A 20,006-nucleotide genomic window follows, 5' to 3' on the forward strand; every position below is an offset into this window, starting at 1 on the left:
AAGATTGCGATGTTCTGATATCACAGTCGGTTATAAACTATTTAAATCCGTTTGTAGTCGTTTGTAAACGGATACAGAAACAAAAAGAATTCTGTATAAAACAGGATTCATCTGGATTAAAAGGCAATAATTTCTGCTTTTTAATTAAAAATTTAATGAAACAAAAACATATCCAAAAATATTCTTCTCCATTCAAAAACACAGAAAAACAGAAGTATGAACGAGGATTTTTTTCTATTTAATTTAATTTTTTTTTGCAAATTTGTAAAAATGTCTGATATGCAAAAAGAAAAACTTCGTACAGTAAGAAAGATGAAAGGCTTTACCCAGCAGCAAATGGCTGAGGTAATCCCCACTGATGTCTCCAATTACAGCAGAAAAGAAAGTGGTACTGTATCTATTACACAGACAGAATGGAGCAAACTTGCTAAATTTCTAGAGGTTCCGGTTGAAGAAATTTACGAAGAAGAGGAAGTAAAATTTGTTGTCGAGAATCCTATATTTAATGATAGCTCTCTAGCAAATATTGGTAATAATAATACTACTAACATCAGCAATGAATTAAGCATAGAAATTATTAAAACGATGCAGGAATATATTGGGCTTTTGAAAGAGGAAATTGAAAGACTGAAAAAATAAAATTATTGCTAAAAATATATTGAAGTCAGAATGGGTTATTACTTATTCTGACTTTCTTTTTTCAGACATCTGGTAAAGTAATTTTTAATATTTTCTTAATTATTTATCGGGAATATTATTCAACAAAAGTTCTAAATTCGTTTAGGTTATTCCGGCATAATTTCCTTTGTATGAGAAATCATTTTAAAATTCTCGCAGCATACACCGCATTTTTATTGTTTCCCGTGCTCTCTTCAGCACAAAAAAATACTTATACGAAAGTTCCTCATCAATTTGATCTGAGTAGATTTGATCTGCAACTGCCTATTCCTAAAAATAATTCCATTACGATTATTAAAGGATCTGATATTGAACAATTCTCCTCCGATAACTTTTATTTTTCTCCTCAGGATAGCAGCATACGTTTCTTTTGTTCTTCTAATGGCAAAACGACCCAAGGTTCACATTTTCCAAGAACAGAATTGCGCCAGATAAAAGAATGGAATTTTGAAAATCAACATAGTTTACGTGTAAAAATGGCTGTTTTGCAGCAACCTGGAACCGGAAAAATTATTATTGGTCAGATTCATGGGCATTCCAAAGGCACCGAAGCTTTAAAAATCTGGTGGAATAATGGTGAAATTCAGGCTGGCTTCAAAAAAGAAGTTAATGACAAAGAAGAAAGAATTACGCTTCTGAAAAATGTTTCTTTAGATCAAACATTTGATTACAGTATTCAACAAAACAATGCTGATGTCTTAGTAACGGTAAACCAGCAGACTGTTTCTTTTCATTTTGGTGACAGCTGGAAAACAGAATCCGTTTATTTCAAGGCAGGAAATTATCTGCAGGACAACAACCAATCTCCTGTAACTTCAGGCCTGACTGCTATTTACGATATCAGAATATCAGAATAAAAAAGGCACTCAAGCAACTAATGAGTACCTTTCACTTAATCATCTAACTTAGAATTGGAATTTTATACGTTTCTCATTCAATGGTCAGTCGGTTAATAAGCTTTAAATAATGAGATTAATCTTTGGCTTGAGAAATCCTTGTTATACTATCAATAGTGGCATCTAATGAAGTATCAGATTTTATTTTAATAAGATATCCGCTGCCGATAGATAAAGGATCTGCAACACTCACCAGATAAAAAACCAGATTTCCGGATGTTACCCCATTGGGCGCAACAGCTGTCTGATCTATGGAGAATGTGGAAGGAGGTACAGGATTTGAGAGGTTTACTGTCACAAATGCAACGGAACCATTATTTTTATTGGCATAGCTTACAATAACCCTCCACATATGAACCTGCCCTGCAATAGGGTTTTCCAGAAACCGTCCCGTAGTAGGATTATATATGTCCCCGGGTACCGGATTGAGAATATTTTCCGGCCAGGTAGTTGTAGGAGGAGCTGCAAAGTCTGTCACAATATTCATCGGGGTCTGGTAAACAATGTTTTCATAAGTCATTAATGGAACTCCGCCGGAAGATCTGAATGCGAATGAAGGCTTCACACCTGCCCCGCTATTCAGTTTTACAACGCCTTCATTAGCTGTTGTTAAGGTCTGCGAAGAAATTACCGTACTCCACTGGGTCCCGTTGTAGTACCTTAGGGTCTTATTTGTAGAATCGTAGATGACCATTCCCGCTGTGGGTGTGGTTACATTTGCCGGAGGGTTGGCATTTCTGGTTAACACAACTGCCGAATTGGATGAGGTTACATCTAAAACTCCTTGTGGAGAGGTTGTATTAATCCCAACCTGTGCAGACAAGAAGGAAGAGCATACAATACTCATCAATAAATTGGATTTTTTCATGGTTTGCTTTTTGAATGTTATCTCAAAATTACAAAAAACCACAATACCGTGAAATAAAAATTCAATTTATTTGCATGAAAACAAGATAGTTACAAACAATAATATATTATGAATAAAAAAATATTTTAAAACATTGATAAACATTGAATTTTTCAAAATATAGAAAATTAAACAAAATACAGGCTTGAATATTCAGAAGAATAATTTTAATAAATAAATTAGGCCTTTTTTCATAAAATGAACTACCATAGTCATCAGAATATTCTCAAATCAGTTCCATTTTTTAAATAATTTACTGTATTTCAGAAGTTAAGAGTTAATTCATTCTAAAGATGAATTTGTTTCAATAAAATAGCTGTATATCTCACAGCTAGTCATTTACAAATGGATAATTGCGTATCTTTGTGAAAATTCTTTATGAAAAGGAATATCAATATTTTTGAGTTTCCTCTCGATCTGGGACTTACCAAAAGAAAGATAAGACAGAATCCGGTGTTCGAACACTTCCGGACTGGCTTACAAAATTTGATTTTCATAAAAGAATTAACTCTAAGAATGTTTTCAGGCCCGAGGCTCCGGAATACTCCATGTACTTTGATAAAGATTTCAGAAATGCAGCATAGATTGTTAAATATGGTCAAAAAAAGCGACTGTATTATAACATGGAATTGTGATGATGATCTGGAGGAATTGCTGTGATCTTTGTTTAAAACCGTTATGCTTTGGTATGTGAAGACAGAACGTAATATGCAACATTTGTAGAAAATTTAATTTAAATTATAAAAAATAAAGAAGACTAAATGAAGAAGAGTATAAAAAGAACATTCAGAGTTTCAAAGTACGTAATCTATAAGGAAACGCTTGTTGATTATAAAGAGCATTTCTGGTCATTTTTAGGTGCGTTTTTTGGGATCGGAATTATTGCATTTATCCAGTCTCATTCACTGGCCGAAACTGAAAATATTTTCCTCATCGGTTCTTTCGGAGCTTCAAGTGTTCTTATTTACGGAGCCATACAAAGTCCGTTGGCACAGCCCAGAAACCTTATAGGCGGCCATGTTTTATCGGCACTCGTAGGAGTTACTGTTTATCAGTTTGTTCCTCATATTATCTGGCTTTCGGCACCTCTGGCAGTGGCTTTCTCTATCGTGCTGATGCAGTATACAAAGACATTGCATCCACCTGGAGGTGCTACCGCTCTCATTGCTGTAAGCTCTACGGGCAAAATCCCTGAATTAGGGTATTGGTATGTAGTCTCCCCTGTTCTTTCAGGATGCATTATTCTTCTGCTTGTGGCTTTGTTCTTTAATAACATTACGCCCAACAGAAGCTACCCTACCCACAGCAGGTTTAAGAAACTGCTAAAAAAAAGACACACACATCACCTAAAATAAAGATCATGAATTGTCTGGAATGCGGCGAAAAAATCATCGGAAGGTCTGATAAAAAGTTCTGTAATGATGCCTGCCGGAACGCCTATAACAATAAGCAGAATAAGGATTCTAATAATCTGATGCGGAATGTGAATAACAAACTCCGCAAAAATTACCGCATCCTTATGGAGATTAACACAGACGGTAAAACAAAAGTACCCAAATCCCGGCTGGATGGCTTGGGTTTTGATTTTGATTATTTTACCAATCTGAAAGTCTATAAAAACGGTTCTGAATACAAGTTTATTTATGATTACGGTTATAAACTGCTGGAAGATGACTTTGTACTGATTGTAAAAAATCAGGCATAAAAACTACACCTTAACAATATTATTATGAAAGAAGTTGTTCTGATTACCGGAGCCGGTGGTATGATTGCCAAAGAACTGGCAAAAAAAATAGGTCAAGACTATGAAATCAGGTTTCTGACCAGGCACAGGAAGCAAGAAAATGAATATGAATGGGACATTAAAAAAGGAACGGTGGATGAAACTGCCTTTGACAATGTTTCCCACATCATTCATCTTGCAGGAGCCAATATTTCAGAGAAGCGCTGGACGCCGGAAAGAAAAAGAGAACTGATCTCTAGCCGTGTAGATTCTGCGGAACTACTTCGAACCACTTTAAGAAAAAACAAGATTAAATTAAAATCTTTTATTTCAGCTTCAGGAATTAATTTCTACGGTACAAAGACTTCAGAAAAAATTGATGTGGAAACCGATCCGCCCGGCAATGATTTTTTAAGTGAAGTAGTTGTTTTATGGGAAAGAGCTGCAGATGATTTTAAAGAACAGGAACTGGCAGAAAGAGTTGTCAAAATACGGACAGCTGTAGTTCTTTCTGAAAAGGATGGAGCTTTAAAGAAAATGGTTCCTCCGGTTCAATATTATATCGGTTCTCCTTTGGGAAGTGGCAAACAATACATGCCCTGGATTCATATTGAAGACATTTGCTCTATTTATGAATTTGCTTTGAAAAATTCTACGATTGAGGGCGCTTACAATGCCGTTTCTCCACAGCACGCCACCAATAAAGAACTTACAAAAAAGATTGCGAAAGTACTTGGTAAGCCATTATGGATGCCTAATGTTCCAGGATTTGTTTTAAAACTGATATTTGGCGAACTGGCTTCAGTCATACTGGAAGGCTCCCGAGCTTCTTCAGAGAAAATTCTGAATGCCGGGTTTCATTTTAAGTTTCCTGATCTGGAAAAGGCTTTACGCGATCTGTTAAAGAAGCAATAGGAGGATAATGGAAGAACTTTTAATTATAAAAAACATTTCCAGGCATATTTCGCTTACCCATTACGAAAAATCTTATTTTCTGTCTCTTTTAAAAGAAAGAAAGCTGGCTAAGAAAGAATTAATTCTGGAGCACCAACAAGTTTGTAAAGAGATCAATTTTGTTCAGTCAGGAATTCTGAGAGCTTTTCATATGGATGCTTCGGGAAAGGAATCTACCATTATGTTTGCTGTGGCGGACTGGTGGATTACCGATATGTATTGCTTTATCAATCAGAAACCTGCCATGCTGAATATTGAAGCATTGGAAGAAAGCAGTATTTTACAGCTTCAGAAAAATCATCTGGATGAACTTTATCTCAAGGTCCCGAAATTTGAACGTTTTTTCCGGATCATGATGCAAAATGCTTATATCAGGGAGCAACTCCGAACGATTGAAAACCTGTCTTTACCAGCAGAAGAGCGCTATTTTAATTTTCTTCACAAATATCCTGAATCGGTAAAACGCATCAGGCAAAAGCAAATTGCTTCTTATTTAGGCATTACTCCTGAATTTTTAAGCCTTATAAAATCCAACAAACAAAAAAACAGTTTCTCTTAAGCTATATTATTTTTTTTATCCTGAAAGTTCTGTTATTTTACCCAAAAAAGATTATGTTTATACTTATTGCAGGACCTTACCGCAGCGGAACGAATGATGATCCGCAACTGATTCAGCAGAATCTTAACCGTCTTGAATCTGTTGCGCTCCCTATCTTCAGAAAGGGGCATATTCCTATTATCGGAGAGTGGGTTGCGTTACCATTGATACACCTTGCGGGATCTACCCAAATAGGTGATGAAGCATGGCAGGAGATACAGTATCCCGTGGCTCATGCCTTGCTCGAAAAATGTGATGCAGTACTCCGTATAGAAGGAGCATCCAAAGGCGCTGATGAGGACGTAAGAATAGCTAAAAAAAGAGGACTAACCATTTATTATAACATAGAAGATATCCCATATGCAAAATCCTGATATTACCATCCTTAAAACCGAAATTTTATCAGACAACTGGTACACATTAAATAAAGTAACTTTTTCTGTCCGCAAAAAGGACGGAACTACAGAAACTCAAAGCAGAGAAGCTTATGACCGTGGAAACGGAGCGGTTATCCTTCTTTACAACAAACTTTCAAACACGGTAATCCTTACGAAACAATTCCGCCTGCCTACTTATATCAACGGAAATCCCACAGGAATGCTTATTGAGGCCTGCGCCGGACTTCTGGATAATGATAATCCTGAAGATTGTATAAAACGGGAAACGGAAGAAGAAACCGGATATAAGATTTCGAAAGTAGAAAAGGTATTTGAAGCCTATATGTCTCCCGGATCCGTAACTGAAATTCTTTATTTTTTCATTGCAGAATATTCGAATGAAATGAAAATAAATGATGGCGGAGGATTGGAAGAAGAAGGTGAAAATATACAGGTGCTTGAACTTTCTTTTGAAAAAAGCCTGGAAATGATTGATACCGGAGAGATCAAAGATGCTAAAACGATTATGCTTCTTCAGCACTTACGGCTGAAAGGAATTATGTAAAATGATGATTGATAAACGATGATTTAAATTTTGGAAAGTTAGACCTGCCATTACCCGGAAAAGTTTATCTATGAAATCTTTGGGAATAAAAATCCTTAAAGCCGCAGCTTTGTTTTTAATCTTCATTTTCAGTATCCTGATTCTGAAAGTGATTTTGCAATACACTTCTTTTGATAAAAATACCGGGTTTCTCGCTTTTAAACAACAGGTTGTCAACAATCCGTACTGGATGGCTTTTTTCTACGTCCATATCTTTTCCATAACATTTTGCCTTCTGGCTGGTCTTACACAGTTCTCCGGCCGGATTTTAGCGGAAAGCAAAAGCCTTCATAGGATCATTGGCAGAATATATGTCTATAATATTCTGATCATTAATGTTCCTGCCTGTTTTGTTCTGGGATTGTTTTCAAACGGAGGTTTTATCGGGATTACTGGATTTCTGATACAAGATGTGCTTTGGATGTATTTTACCATTGCTGCTGTGATTTCAGTAAAAAAAGGAAATGTCAGCAGGCATAAGATGTATATGACTTTAAGCTACGCAGTGACCACCACCGCAATTACTTTCAGAATCATTAAAAATCTTCTATACAATGAAACCCGTCATGATTACGAGCTCTTTTATGGCTTGAATGTCTGGGCTGCTCTTTTCATCAATCTTTTTATTGCTTATATAATTCTTAAAAGAAACTCTTCCGTTATCGGGAAAAATTAAGATTTGACAGAAAAATATAAATGCTGAAAAATGAAATCAGAAAGAATGAAGCAATGAATATAAAAGTATTAAATAAAGTTTCGTATTTACTCTTCTTAGTCCATTTACCGAAAAAACGCATAATCAGGGAAGAAATGCCTGCAAAAACAGCGAGAATACCGAGAAGAAAAACATAATATATCATGGATGCTTATTAATTCATGTAAATCTATTATTTTAAATCCTAAAAAGCAATTGTCAACAAGAACCCCTGCTTTATAGCATATTAAATTCTCTGTACCCGCTGCTATGACGGGATTGAGGAGTAAATGATATACCGTCTGAGAAACGTGAATGAAAGCCATGCTACAAAATCTGTATAAAAAATGCAAAATCAATTGAGAAAATCTATTTAATTCTTTAGATTTTGAATTTAAAGCCTTAATTTTGCAATGAAATTCAGAAAATTCGGATTCTTTCAACAACGTATGTACATGAAAAAAATGATGATCGGGCTTACAATGGCCTTATCCATTACTATATGGGGGCAAAAATCTCCTGCAAAAACAAATAATCTGACACCATACAGCTATCAGACTTTCAATTGTGACAATAAAGGCTACTTTGATCCGGCTAAATATAAAAAGGAAGAAATAGACGGAGTGAACAAGCTTTTGTACCAGTTCAACGGCGTTGTTTTTGATACCCGTCCCGTATTTAAGCTTTCCCAGCTTGAAGAAATCCGCCAGAACAGAGAAGCTTATTTAGAAGAGCTTGAAAAACAATATCAGGAAAAGAAAAAGGAGCTGTACAGTATAAAAGTGATCGATCTTCCAAGATGGAAAAAACTTCAGGAAGAAACGATCCAGTCTTTTGAAAATGAATACCAGTTGAATAAGGAAGAAATCATTGCTTATTCTGATCCTTCAACTCTTAAAAACAGTAAATATTACGATACCTGCAGAGAGCAGATTGACGCCATCGCTTCTCCTGACAGAGAAAAGATGTATGCTGCATGGAGAATGTATACGGAGCTTAAAAGTAAAAATAATGCTGACCCTAAAGGCGTAATGGCAAGATTTGACGCTAAAATGAATGATCCTCAGAGAGAAGACTACGCTTTGATTGATATGATTGGTTTAGGTTTTCATAACTGTGCCAACAGCAGTTTCAGACAAAAACGTGATAATGAAGAGACTTCCTATAAAGATTTTGACAAAATCTTTACAAAACTGAAAAGAACCTGTGATGAACCATAAGAATTAAGATTTACATTATACAATATATGACAGCACTTTCATTGGGTGCTGTTTTTTGTTTTAAAATTGTTTCAAGTTGAAAATCAAATAAATAATAATAAATAAGTTATGGTTTATCAGATTTAAATCCGTAATTTTGCACCCCGAAAATAAGGATTAGAGATATGAAAAAAATTGGTGAGCACAGAACACTTCTTGGCGTAGATAAAAATGTTACTTTAAAAGAATTAAAGACCATTTACAGAAATGTGATGAAAGACACCCATCCTGATAAATTCATTAATGATGAAGCAGGAAAGCAGGAAGCGGAAGAAAAGAGCAAATCTGTTATTGAAGCCTACCATTTTTTGGTGAGTATCAATCCGGAAACTCAGGAAAAATATAAAGAAGAATATACAGAAACGATTACAAAGTCCAATATCCAGGATTTCTATCTTGAAAAATCGATTTTAACGGTACAACATCTGAACGGTAATATCTACGAATATATGGGTGTTCCGAAAAATACCTATATCAAAATGATTAATGCTGATTCCCCAAGCCGTTTTGCAAGAAGACATATCTACGGAAACTTCGTTTACAGAAAGTCCGGAGAGGTTATGGCAGATTAATTTTTTCATTACAATATTTGAAGAGCTTCCAGTAAAAACTGGAAGCTTTTTTATGGCCAAAACCGGATGTTATGTTTTGGCTAAAGCCAATATTGGCTGTTATAAATTTAAGCGGGCTAAAGCCCACTCCTATTGAATATTTTCTTAATGCACAATAATCATCAATAGAAATGGGCTTTAGCCCATTTACAATAATAAAAATCATCCAATGGCTTTAGCCAAAACCTATATAACTAAATTTTAAATCATCAAATATCAACAAAAAAGCGCCTCAGAAGTTCTGAGGCGCTTTCAATTAATTAAAAGGTTTAATTTATTTATCTAAATGCTTCGGAGTAAATCCGTCTTCATTCAGTTCTCTGTGTACATAATCTGCTTTCATTTCAGCTTCGTAGTCTACTTTCTTATGTTGTCCCATTCTTCTTAAAAGAGAGTCAAATAATGAATATACTACCGGTACAATGATCAATGTAAGGAATAGTGACGATGTCAAACCACCGATTACTACCCATGCAAGACCTTTGTTCATTTCAGCTCCGGCCCCTGTTGCCAATGCGATCGGTAACATACCGAAGATCATCGCAATAGTGGTCATCAGGATCGGACGAAGACGTGCGTGGTTAGCCTGTACCAAAGCATCGTGAGTATTGGCTCCTGCTGCTTTTCTCGCATTCGTAAAGTCAACGATAAGGATCGCATTCTTCGCTACAAGTCCAATCAACATGATCATCCCTAACATGGTAAAGATGTTCAGTGAGTTGGCAGTTAAGGCTAGAATTACCATTACTCCGATCATCGCTAACGGAATTGAGAACAATACCACGAAAGGATACACGAAACTGTCATACAGTGAAACCATTACCAGATATACCAATACGATAGCTGCCAATAAAGCAATTCCTAACGTACCGAAACCTTCCTGCTGGTTTTCCATATCTCCACTCCAGATATAATCTACTCCTACAGGTTTTTTATCGCTCTTCATGAACTTATCTGCCCATTCATTAGCTACATCCCCTACCGGTCTACCTACCGCTTTTGCTCTTACTTTTACAGAAGGAGATTTATCTCTACGCTCAAGTAAGCTTGGTCCTGAACCCATTTTCACATCGGCAAACTGGCTCAGACGAACCTGCTGTCCCTGAGGATTGGTAAACATAAGGTTTTTAACATCATCAATGGACTGTCTGTTGACATCTCCGAAACGGATATTGATATCATATTCATACTCCCCTGCTCTGAATTTGCCGTCTGTATTTCCGTTGAATGCAGTCTGCATCGTCTGTCCTACACTTGAAAGATTCAAGCCCAAAGAAGCCATTTTATCTCTGTCGATACTTACCTGAACTTCAGGGCTACCTGTATCTGTTGATAATTCGGCATCCACAGCTCCCGGTACTTTTTTCAATAGTTCAAGGATTCTGGTTGCTTCTTTTACTGCAGTAGCGTTATCCGGTCCTGTTACTACCATTTCAATCGGAGCATTTTCTGCACCCATGATACCGATCGGAGCCGTTTTAAATTCAACACCAGTAAATTTCTCTTCCAGCTGTCTTTTTATTTTTGCAGCTTTGATATTGGTACTTTCAGAACGTTCGGACTTATCTGTTAAGTTCACCTGAACCTCAGACTGGTAAGTAGTTGCCTGAGCACCACCAAAACCTGTAGACTGTTGTCCTACTGTTGTAATAAGGTCTACAACATCTTTATCATTTCTTAAGAATTTCTCAACTTCTAATGTTAACTGGTTGGTTTTTTCAACAGTTGCATCTTTGGATAATTCCATCTGTACAAGGAACTGACCACGGTCAATCGGCGGGAAGAATTCACCTCCGATGAATCCGAATGCTACCAGCATAAATGAACTGATTAAGACAAGGAACGTGATCACTACTGTTGAGATTCTTCTTAATGTCGTTTTCAGACACCATTCAAGAATTCCTGTAATCCAGTGTGTAAACTTGTCGATTAATCCTTCAAACCAAAGGATGAATTTCTCAAACCAGTTTTTCCCTGTTAAATGTTCCAGTTTACCGAACCTTGATGATAGCCAAGGAATGATGGTAAATGAAGCCAGCAATGATAATAAGGTTGCAATTACTACCGTGACGCAGAACTGGGCAAGGATGTTGGCCACAAGACCTGAACTCATCGCGATCGGTAAGAATACCACCACAATTACCAATGTAATCGCAGCAACGGTAAATCCGATCTCTGATGCTCCGTCATACGCCGCTCTGATCTTACTTTTACCCATCTCCATGTGACGGTAAATGTTTTCCAGTACTACGATCGCGTCATCCACCAGGATACCTACCACGAGTGACAGTCCCAGTAAGCTCATCAGGTTCAAGGTATATCCCATTAAGTTCATACCGATGAACGCTGCCACCAATGAAGCCGGGATCGAAACCATTACGATAAACGCGTTTCTGATACTGTGAAGGAATAATAGCATCACAATTGCCACGAGGATAATCGCTAAGAATAAGTCGAAAATAACGTGGTTGGCTGATTCAAGGGTAAATTCTGTAGTATCGTTTACGATTTTTACTTTTACACCCTGAACTTTATAAGCTTCTTCTACTGTTTTAATTGTTTTCTGAACGCTTTCAGATACCGCTACGGCATTGGCATCAGATTGTTTTTTAACCTGCATTAAAATGGTAGGAAATTGATTGAATCTCGCTACTTTTTCTACATCTTTCTGAGAGTCGAAAACTGTTGCGATATCGGATAAACGTACCTGAGCTCCGTTTTTATTGGAAACTACAAGGTTGTTCATCTCTTCAATAGATTTATATTTTCCTGAAAGTCTGATCGTAGATTTTGTAGTTCTTGTTTTCAGACTTCCTGTAGGGAAATCAAGGTTGGATGAAAGGATAGCCTGTTGTACGTCTCCGATTGAAAGTCCGTACCCCTGTAATTTTTTCTCATCAAGATTTACCTGGATTTCTCTCTCCTGTCCACCCACAAGGTCAACCTGAGCTACACCGTTTACACGGGAGAAAATAGGCTCAATCTTTTTATCCAGTAAGTCATAAAGATCCTTACTGTTCAGTTTATCAGATGAAATACTCATCGTAATAATCGGTAAGTCATCTAAGGAGAATTTATTCAGAGACGGCGCTTTTACGTCTTCCGGAAGGTCTGCAAGGATCGCATTTACCTTTCTCTGGGCATCATTCAAAGCGTAGTCTACATCGGCACCATCGTTCAGCTGAACCATGATTACGGATAAACTTTCGTATGAAGAAGATTCTACTTTTTTAACGTTTTCCAGGGAACCTACGGCATCTTCAATCTTCCGGGTCACGGATGTTTCCACCTCTGCAGGTGAAGCTCCCGGATACACCGTGGAAATGGTTACCATATTGGTTTCAAACTTCGGAATCAATTCGTATCCCATGAGCGTATAACTCAGGATACCTCCCAACGTCAGAATTGTAAATAATACAATTACCAGCGAGGGTCTTTTAATCGATATTTCTGCTAACTTCATAAACGTTCTACTTTATAATGTTTACTTTAGATCCGTTGTCCAGATTGATCTGTCCGCTGGTTACTACCTGCTCTCCGCCATTCAATCCGCTTAAAATCTGAACTTTATCTCCGTAAACTTTTCCGATGGTTACTTTGATTAATTTTGCAACGCCATTCTGAACAATGAATAATTGTCCTGAGCTTACTCCGTTTACAAATGCTTCTGCAGGAACGGTAAGCATATTCTGGGTTTCCGCACCGTTGTTGGTACTGAATTTAGCGGTTGCATACATACCGGCTTTAAGGTTTCCTTTGTTCTGAACTTCGATTTCAACAGGGAAATTCAGAGAAGCATCACTCTTAGGAGCGATAAATGTAATTCTTCCTACGAAGGAATCTTCAGGTAAAACGTTTACTTTAATCGGAACTTCCTGACCTAACTGAATTTTTCCGATCTGGCTTTCATCTACTAAAACAGAAAGTTTTAAGCTGTTGATATTAACGATTTCAAACATTGCTGTCCCCGGTGAAACAACGGTTCCCGGCTCAACCATTTTCTTGTTGATCGTACCGCTGATTCCTGCACGGATGCTTGTATCGTTTACTTTTACACCCTGAGCTTTTACTGCAGCCTGAGCATTCTTAAGCTGTAATCTTGAGTTATCAAGCTGTTGTTTTGTAACTCCTCCTGTTTTGTATGCGTTTTCATAGCGCTGGTTATCAATAATAGCATTCTGCAAATTATTCTGAGCCTGGGTAACATCCACTTCGATAGCATCTCTTTTGATGGTTGCCAGAACCTGGCCTGCACCTACTCTTGAACCTTCTTTTACCAAAACGTTTACAATACGTCCTGAGATCTCCGAAGACTGGTTCATTTCCTGCTTAGGAATGAAAGTTCCGTTGGCTGAGTAGTCTGTATCAATATTTTCTCTTGTAACGGTTACAATATTAACGTTGATTTTATCTACCTGCTTGGCAACCTCTTTTACTTCCTGAGTCTGCTTTTCTTTGTTACCTGCAATCTTATAAGCGGCCAAACCTACCAGTACAGCTGCTACGATGATATATATTAAAGTTTTTTTCATTGTTTATTATGGGTTTTGTAATGTGTTTAACTCTCCTTTTGCTTTAATGACTTTGATTTCAGCCTGCTTATAGTCCAGTAATGCATTTGCATAATTCTGTTTAGCCTGTGTCAGAGCATTTTCAGTATCCAATACTTCTGTAAGTGTTGCTAAACCATACTGATAGTTGGACTGAGTATTTTTCTGTACTTTTTCTGCCAGGTCCACATTATCTTTCATGCTTTGAATATTGATTATTGCATTCTCCATATTGGAAACTGCATTTTTATAATCTAAACTCAAGTTCAGTTTTTGGTTCTGTATATCCTGATCAAGATCCTGAATATCGATTTCCGCCTGTTGAATCTGAGCTTTGGTAGCCCCTCCCATAAAAATCGGAATTTTAATCGCTAAACCAATGGAAGCATAGTCTCCCCAGTTCGTTCCCTGGCTTGATCCCGTAGCATAAGGAAATTTATTCCCAAGCCCCTGCCAGCCATAGTTAGCTGAAAGTCCTACCGTAGGATAAAGATTGGCAATAGTTGCCTTTTTGCTATATTCCAGAAGCTCTCTTTGTTTATTTAAAACTTTTAATTCAGAACGCGTCTCCAGGTTTACATTGCTGTCCAATAGCTGTGGATTCGGTACAATTGTTTTTTCTTCAAGTTCAATAGGTGTATCAATAGGGATTCCCATATAGAACTTCAATGAATTTTTTGACACTTCAACAGCATTAATTAATTGCTGCTTGTTTGAACCGATATTGGTAAGCTGAACATTGGTACGATCCAGGTCAATTGGCTTAGCAAGACCATTATCTACCAAACTTTTGATAACGTTTCTTACCCTTTCCGTATTGGCATAACTCTCTTCCACCGTTTTAAGATTCTCTTCCTGTACGAACACCTGATAATATGCTGTGGCAACATTCTCAATAATCTGCTCGTTGGTTAAATCCGAATTTAAAAGATAGAACTCTCTTGTAGATTTTGCTGCTTTAAGACCAATAAAAACTCTCTGATCAAAAACGTTCTGATTAAGAGTTACTACGTTTACAGATTGCCATTTCGTTCCAAAGGCAACAGGAATCAGCTCACCAGGTTTACCTAAAACCTCACCGGGAAGAACAGATTTTTGCAAAATAGGATTGTACGTATTGTTTATTGTTGCACTGATCTGAGGGAGAGCCCCGGCTCTGGCCTCATCAATCTTGTATTCGGCTTTTTTAACCTGTAAAGCAGCTTTCTTTGCTTCTGCCTTATTCTGGAGGGCCTGTTTGATTGCTTCCTGCAGGGAAACCTGCTGCTGGGCAGACACCAATGAAAAACCGAAAATCATAAATGCTGAAGCTATCCCAATTTTTAGCTTTGTAGCAGTTATACGTTTTCTATTCATAATTTTATACTTCGTTTATTTTTTTATTTAATTCGTTCATTATTTATTTCTATTTGACGAATCATCATCAGAAATACTTTAGTTTTTATTAATTTTTAAATAACATATTGATAATTATTTCTTTTCGTTCAGAAATAATCCTATCATATTCTTCATCATTAATTAAAAGATTCTCCATAAATAACGGTCGTATGGCACTTGGAAATACCAGCAGCGAAACCATATTCAGAATAAACTGCACCGGTGCCATTTTTTCAATATTTCCCAACTCCATTTCCTTTTCAATATCACGATACATTTCGTTCAGGATATCTTCCTCAATTTCCCTGTGATGGCAGGTTCCTTTATTAATCTGAGATACGATATACGTTTCAAGATACGGATACTGAAGGCTTGTAGAAAGGCTGCTTTCAATGAATTTGCTGATCTTTTCTTTAAAGGGCAGATCAGAATTCTGAATGATCTTCGACTTTTCCTGTTCCACTCTTTGTGCTTCATCAAAGATGATCTGAATAAGCTTATCCCTGGAACGGAAATAGTAATTAATAAGGGTCCTGTTCACTCCTGCTTCATCTGCGATCTCCTGCGTAGTAGCATCAAATTTTCCTTTCACAAAGAACAAATTTTTCGCTGTCTCCTTGATCAATTCCTGTGTTTGGTCTTTTTTTGCTTGATTTGACATTTTCGTTAAACAAATTTGTGCAAATTTATAGTAAAATTTATTTTTGACAAAATTGTTAAACAAAAAAATTAAACAAAAAAGTCATGACATCCGTCATATTCTGTTATTAAAGTTTACGATTACTTATTATTTAATAAGAAGTCTATTTTTATATCTTTGCCGCAAAATTAATAACCCAATGAAGAAAATTCTTTCGCTGTTCTCAATTTTGAGCATAGCAATTCTATTTTCACAGAAGAAAATTTCTAAAAACAATTTCTATCACTTTTATGAAAACAGAGGGCAAATTATAGATCAGAATGGCAAAGAAAATAACGATGTGAAATATCTTTTTCACTCTAATGGTCTAAATGTACAACTGCATTCTAATGGTTTTTCTTATGATATTTATGAAACTAAGAAAACCTTAAATCCTGATTTTTCAAAAAAAACAAAAAATACAGTTCCGACGCCAACGTCATCTGATATAGATCAGTACATTTATGAAAAATTAACTCACAGAATAGACATTGAGCTTATCAATTCAAATAAAAAAGTTACTATTTTACCTGAAGGGAAATCACCTGATTACGAAAATTATTATAATCTACCGGAAAACTCAAAAGGTATTACGAATGTTCACCGATATCAAAAAATCAGCTATAAAAATATATATCCTCATATTGATTTGGTATTCTTCAAACCCAATGATACATTAAAACCCATTGAGTATAACTTCATCATCAATCCTGGTGGAAAAATTTCAGATATTAAAATGAAATTTAACGGTGCCCCTACTTTGATAAAAGATGGAAAACTAGCTATGAATGTTCGGTTTGGGGAAATGCACGAAAATATTCCTAACAGCTGGATTTTGGGAAATACAAAAACAAGCATTGATGTTTCTTTTAAAGATCTTGGTGATCAGACTTTTGGGTTTAACACTCCATTAAATACTTCTGATAAAATAATGGTTATAGATCCTGTACCCACAAGAATATGGGGAAGCTATGCGGGAGGATTTGGTGATGATTATGGCAGGATAAAAACAGATATTGAGAGTACCGGTTATTTATTTGGAACCACAAATAGTACGACCAACTTTGCTACCAGCGGAACTTATCAGCAAAATGTTGCCGGCGGACTTGATGCATTTCTGATGAAACTCACAAAAAATGGGCAAAAACTTTGGGGAACTTATTATGGCTTTGGAATGACAGATGTTTTTGGCGATGTAGATTTTGATGAAAGCTTTAATATTTATGCTGGAGGAAGAGTTCAGAGAGGGCCATATAATGAAAATATTATTTTAGTAAAATTTAATAGTAATGGCGGCCTTGCTTTTCAAAAAGAGTTTGTTTCTACCAGACAAAGTGAGCTTTATTCAGTTTCGTATAATCAAAACCACGTATACATTGGAGGACATTCCTTTAGCTCTGATTTCCCTACTGTCAACGCTATGCAACCTGCAAAGTCTACTCCTATCGGATACACAGATGGAATTTTAGCATCTTTAAATTCAACAAGCGGTAGTGTTGACTGGGCAACTTATTTGGGGAGCAGCGATGGTTCCACTTCAGTTTTTCAGATTTTCTCTTCGAATAACAATCTTGAAATCATTGGTGCTACGCAATCTTCAACGATTCCTATGGTTAATGCTTTTCAACCTGTAAAAGGCGGTGAATCAGACGGACTTTATATACAGCTTTCAAAATCAGGCAATACTATCCTGCGTTCAAGCTATTATGGCAATGCAGGATCAGAACTTATATGGAAAGCAAGGATTGTAAATAATACTCTAATTTTGCCAGGGAAGTATTCTACGTCCGCTTTTCCTTTGGGACAACCAGGAATCTGGAGAGTAAACCTGGCCAACAATACTATTACAAAAAATTATTTCAATTTCACGGGTGAACCCCAGCTATTAGCATATCCCGACGTTTCCGGAAATGTTTTCTTTACCGGACTGCATTCAAGCGGACAACCTGACATATCAACCCCAGGAGCCTATATGGGAATGCCTGGAATGTATATTTCTTCATTCCTAATTAAATACAACCAGAATGATGTAAAAGAATGGGGAACTTATTATACAGGAAATGGAGCTACACAACAAAGTGAAGTTACAAAAGATAATGACGGCGCTATTTACCTTGCCGGAATGTCAGGCGGAAATACCTCCGGCATTGCTACACCAGGAACTTTTCAACAATCACCAGGAGGAGGAAACGACATTTTTATCGCTAAGTTTCAGGACTGCACTTCAACTGCTGTTGTGACGTCTAATTCTCCCGTATGTCCTAACGGTATGCTTCAGCTGAACGCGACAGGAGGAACAGTATACAACTGGACAGGGCCTAACGGTTTTACTTCCAATCAGCAAAACCCAGCAATACCCAATGCAACAGCAGCCAATGCCGGTGCATATACATGTCAGGTCTCAGGATCCGGCGCTTGTGATGGTACTTTCACAGTAAACGTTGTTGTGGGTGACAATATCGCTCCTATTCCCAATATCACTACTCTGGCTGATATTACAGGGGACTGTCATACGACAATTACGGGGTTTCCTACTGCAACAGATAACTGTGCAGGAACTGTTACAGCAACAACAACAGATCCTTTATCTTATTCCACCCCAGGAAACTATATCATCCATTGGACTTATAACGATGGAAACGGAAATACCACCACACAGAATCAGAATGTAATGGTATCCTCTCCTGCTCTTCCAGTAACGACAAGCACCCAACAAACTTTCTGCGCTACCAATACTCCAAAGATCTCTGATATTCAGATTACAGGTCAGAATATAAAATGGTATGATGCCACAGGAAATATTTTATCTGCTGCAACTGCTCTTATCGATGGACAGACCTATTATGCATCTCAAACGATCAATGGTTGTGAAAGTAATAAAACAGCTGTTCAGGTAACCATAAATAATACTCCGAAACCAACAGCCAATGTAAACCAGGATTTCTGTGCCTCTGCCAACCCTACAATAGAAAAGATTGTTGTAACAGGAACATCTCTGAAATTCTACAATGCTGCAGGAAATGTAATTCCAATAACAACTCCTCTTGTAAACGGACAAACCTATTTTGTAACTCAGACCTTAAACAATTGTGAATCTGAAAAACTGGCCATTACAGTAACTCTATCCACAGATAATGTGCCTGCAAAAGATATCACACAGGTACAGTGTAATACTACAACTTCAAATTTTATGGTTATTAATCTTCACTCTTTTGAAGGAAGTATTATTAATAATCCAGGCTCTTATATTTTCACTTATACCGATACCGCAGGAAATCCTATCTCCAATCCTTCAGCTTATATTTTAAATATAGGAACAACACTTATTCACGTAAGAGTTGCAACACCGGACGGATGCTTTAAAGTGATAAGATTAAACCTGACATTAAATCCCAAACCTATTGTTCAGTTACCTGCTACACTTGATTTCTGCGAAGGAAAATCAGTTGTACTGGATGCCGGACCAGGATTTAAATCTTACGAATGGAATACCGGAGCAACTACTCAAACCATTACGGTAACGACTCCCGGAACTTATACTGTGAAAGTGACCAATATATTCGGATGTGAAAATACAGGTTCAACGCAGGTGAGCTATTCTGTTTTAGCCCATATTGTTTCTGTAAATATCACGAACAATACAGCGACTGTTATTCTTTCTCAGAGCGGAAATTATGAGTTTTCTTTAAACAATTTTACATGGCAGGATTCCAATATCTTCACCAATCTGAATATGGGAGAATATACTGTTTATGTAAAAACAAAATCCGGATGTATCATTGGACAAAAGAGCTTCTCAATCTTTAATATTCCCAATGCGATCAGTCCTAATGGTGACGGAATCAATGATACATGGAGAATTGCAGGACTGGAAAACTATCCGGGAACCGAAGTCAGTTTATATGACCGAAGAGGAGTTACAATCTATAGAGAAATTATTAAAAGTAAACCTTTTCAATGGGACGGGAAATATGAATCACACCCGATCTCTACCGGAAATTACTGGTACACCATAAAAGTTTCTGACGGAAGAATCTATAACGGATGGCTTCTGATTAAGAACCGGTAATAAAACTAAAAACGGGCAGAAATTTCTGCC

Annotated in this window: 17 protein-coding genes; 12 read left to right on the forward strand and 5 right to left on the reverse strand. The window is 36.9% G+C overall.

Annotation, left to right across the window (positions count from 1 at the left end; genetic code table 11):
* Positions 1-279: 279 nt before the first annotated feature.
* Positions 280-639 (forward strand): helix-turn-helix domain-containing protein, encoded by a 360-nt coding sequence (locus EL165_RS04905; RefSeq protein WP_041461747.1) that lies wholly within the window; start codon positions 280-282, stop codon positions 637-639.
* A 170-nt stretch (positions 640-809) separates the two neighbouring features.
* The gene (locus EL165_RS04910) at positions 810-1,535 is read left to right on the forward strand and encodes a polysaccharide lyase family 7 protein (RefSeq protein ID WP_002979047.1); all 726 of its coding nucleotides are present in this window, start codon (positions 810-812) and stop codon (positions 1,533-1,535) included.
* A 115-nt stretch (positions 1,536-1,650) separates the two neighbouring features.
* Here the strand turns inward: EL165_RS04910 and EL165_RS04915 are convergent, their stop codons facing one another.
* Entirely contained in the window at positions 1,651-2,442 is a 792-nt protein-coding gene (locus EL165_RS04915) for a hypothetical protein (protein ID WP_002979045.1), read from the reverse strand.
* Between the two features lie 800 nt (positions 2,443-3,242).
* On the opposite strand from EL165_RS04915, the gene EL165_RS04920 reads away from it, so the two are divergent.
* From EL165_RS04920 to EL165_RS04960, 9 genes are all read left to right on the forward strand, one after another.
* Positions 3,243-3,836, forward strand: coding sequence for an HPP family protein (locus EL165_RS04920; protein ID WP_002979041.1), 594 nt, complete (start codon positions 3,243-3,245; stop codon positions 3,834-3,836).
* Positions 3,837-3,841: 5 nt separating this feature from the next.
* Positions 3,842-4,186, forward strand: coding sequence for a hypothetical protein (locus EL165_RS04925; protein ID WP_002979039.1), 345 nt, complete (start codon positions 3,842-3,844; stop codon positions 4,184-4,186).
* 24 nt (positions 4,187-4,210) lie between these two features.
* Complete coding sequence (locus EL165_RS04930) at positions 4,211-5,119, forward strand: TIGR01777 family oxidoreductase (protein ID WP_002979037.1); 909 nt, start codon at positions 4,211-4,213, stop codon at positions 5,117-5,119.
* 7 nt (positions 5,120-5,126) lie between these two features.
* Positions 5,127-5,717, forward strand: coding sequence for a Crp/Fnr family transcriptional regulator (locus EL165_RS04935; RefSeq protein WP_002979035.1), 591 nt, complete (start codon positions 5,127-5,129; stop codon positions 5,715-5,717).
* 53 nt (positions 5,718-5,770) lie between these two features.
* Positions 5,771-6,130: a DUF4406 domain-containing protein gene (locus EL165_RS04940; RefSeq protein ID WP_002979033.1), complete on the forward strand. Its 360-nt coding sequence runs from the start codon at positions 5,771-5,773 to the stop codon at positions 6,128-6,130.
* On the forward strand, positions 6,117-6,698 hold the full coding sequence (gene nudK, locus EL165_RS04945) for a GDP-mannose pyrophosphatase NudK (protein ID WP_002979032.1): 582 nt from the start codon (positions 6,117-6,119) through the stop codon (positions 6,696-6,698). The genes EL165_RS04940 and nudK overlap by 14 nt, the downstream gene beginning before the upstream one ends.
* Positions 6,699-6,768: 70 nt before the next feature.
* Positions 6,769-7,413: a DUF2306 domain-containing protein gene (locus EL165_RS04950; RefSeq protein ID WP_002979030.1), complete on the forward strand. Its 645-nt coding sequence runs from the start codon at positions 6,769-6,771 to the stop codon at positions 7,411-7,413.
* Positions 7,414-7,844: 431 nt separating this feature from the next.
* Positions 7,845-8,651, forward strand: a complete 807-nt coding sequence (locus tag EL165_RS04955) for a hypothetical protein (protein ID WP_002979026.1) — start codon at positions 7,845-7,847, stop codon at positions 8,649-8,651.
* Between the two features lie 164 nt (positions 8,652-8,815).
* On the forward strand, positions 8,816-9,262 hold the full coding sequence (locus EL165_RS04960) for a KTSC domain-containing protein (RefSeq protein WP_002979024.1): 447 nt from the start codon (positions 8,816-8,818) through the stop codon (positions 9,260-9,262).
* Positions 9,263-9,575: 313 nt separating this feature from the next.
* Here EL165_RS04960 and EL165_RS04965 read toward each other — a convergent pair whose 3' ends face one another.
* From EL165_RS04965 to EL165_RS04980, 4 genes are all read right to left on the reverse strand, one after another.
* Positions 9,576-12,764: an efflux RND transporter permease subunit gene (locus EL165_RS04965; RefSeq protein WP_002979021.1), complete on the reverse strand. Its 3,189-nt coding sequence runs from the start codon at positions 12,762-12,764 to the stop codon at positions 9,576-9,578.
* 7 nt (positions 12,765-12,771) lie between these two features.
* Positions 12,772-13,833, reverse strand: coding sequence for an efflux RND transporter periplasmic adaptor subunit (locus tag EL165_RS04970; RefSeq protein WP_002979019.1), 1,062 nt, complete (start codon positions 13,831-13,833; stop codon positions 12,772-12,774).
* A gap of 6 nt (positions 13,834-13,839) precedes the next feature.
* Positions 13,840-15,207, reverse strand: a complete 1,368-nt coding sequence (locus EL165_RS04975; RefSeq protein WP_002979016.1) for a TolC family protein — start codon at positions 15,205-15,207, stop codon at positions 13,840-13,842.
* A gap of 88 nt (positions 15,208-15,295) precedes the next feature.
* Positions 15,296-15,889 (reverse strand): TetR/AcrR family transcriptional regulator, encoded by a 594-nt coding sequence (locus tag EL165_RS04980; protein ID WP_002979014.1) that lies wholly within the window; start codon positions 15,887-15,889, stop codon positions 15,296-15,298.
* Positions 15,890-16,067: 178 nt separating this feature from the next.
* Between EL165_RS04980 and EL165_RS04985 the strand changes: the two genes are divergently transcribed.
* Complete coding sequence (locus EL165_RS04985) at positions 16,068-19,976, forward strand: DUF7948 domain-containing protein (protein WP_002979013.1); 3,909 nt, start codon at positions 16,068-16,070, stop codon at positions 19,974-19,976.
* Positions 19,977-20,006: the final 30 nt, after the last annotated feature.

This window comes from Chryseobacterium gleum (genome assembly GCF_900636535.1).
Lineage (GTDB): Bacteria > Bacteroidota > Bacteroidia > Flavobacteriales > Weeksellaceae > Chryseobacterium > Chryseobacterium gleum.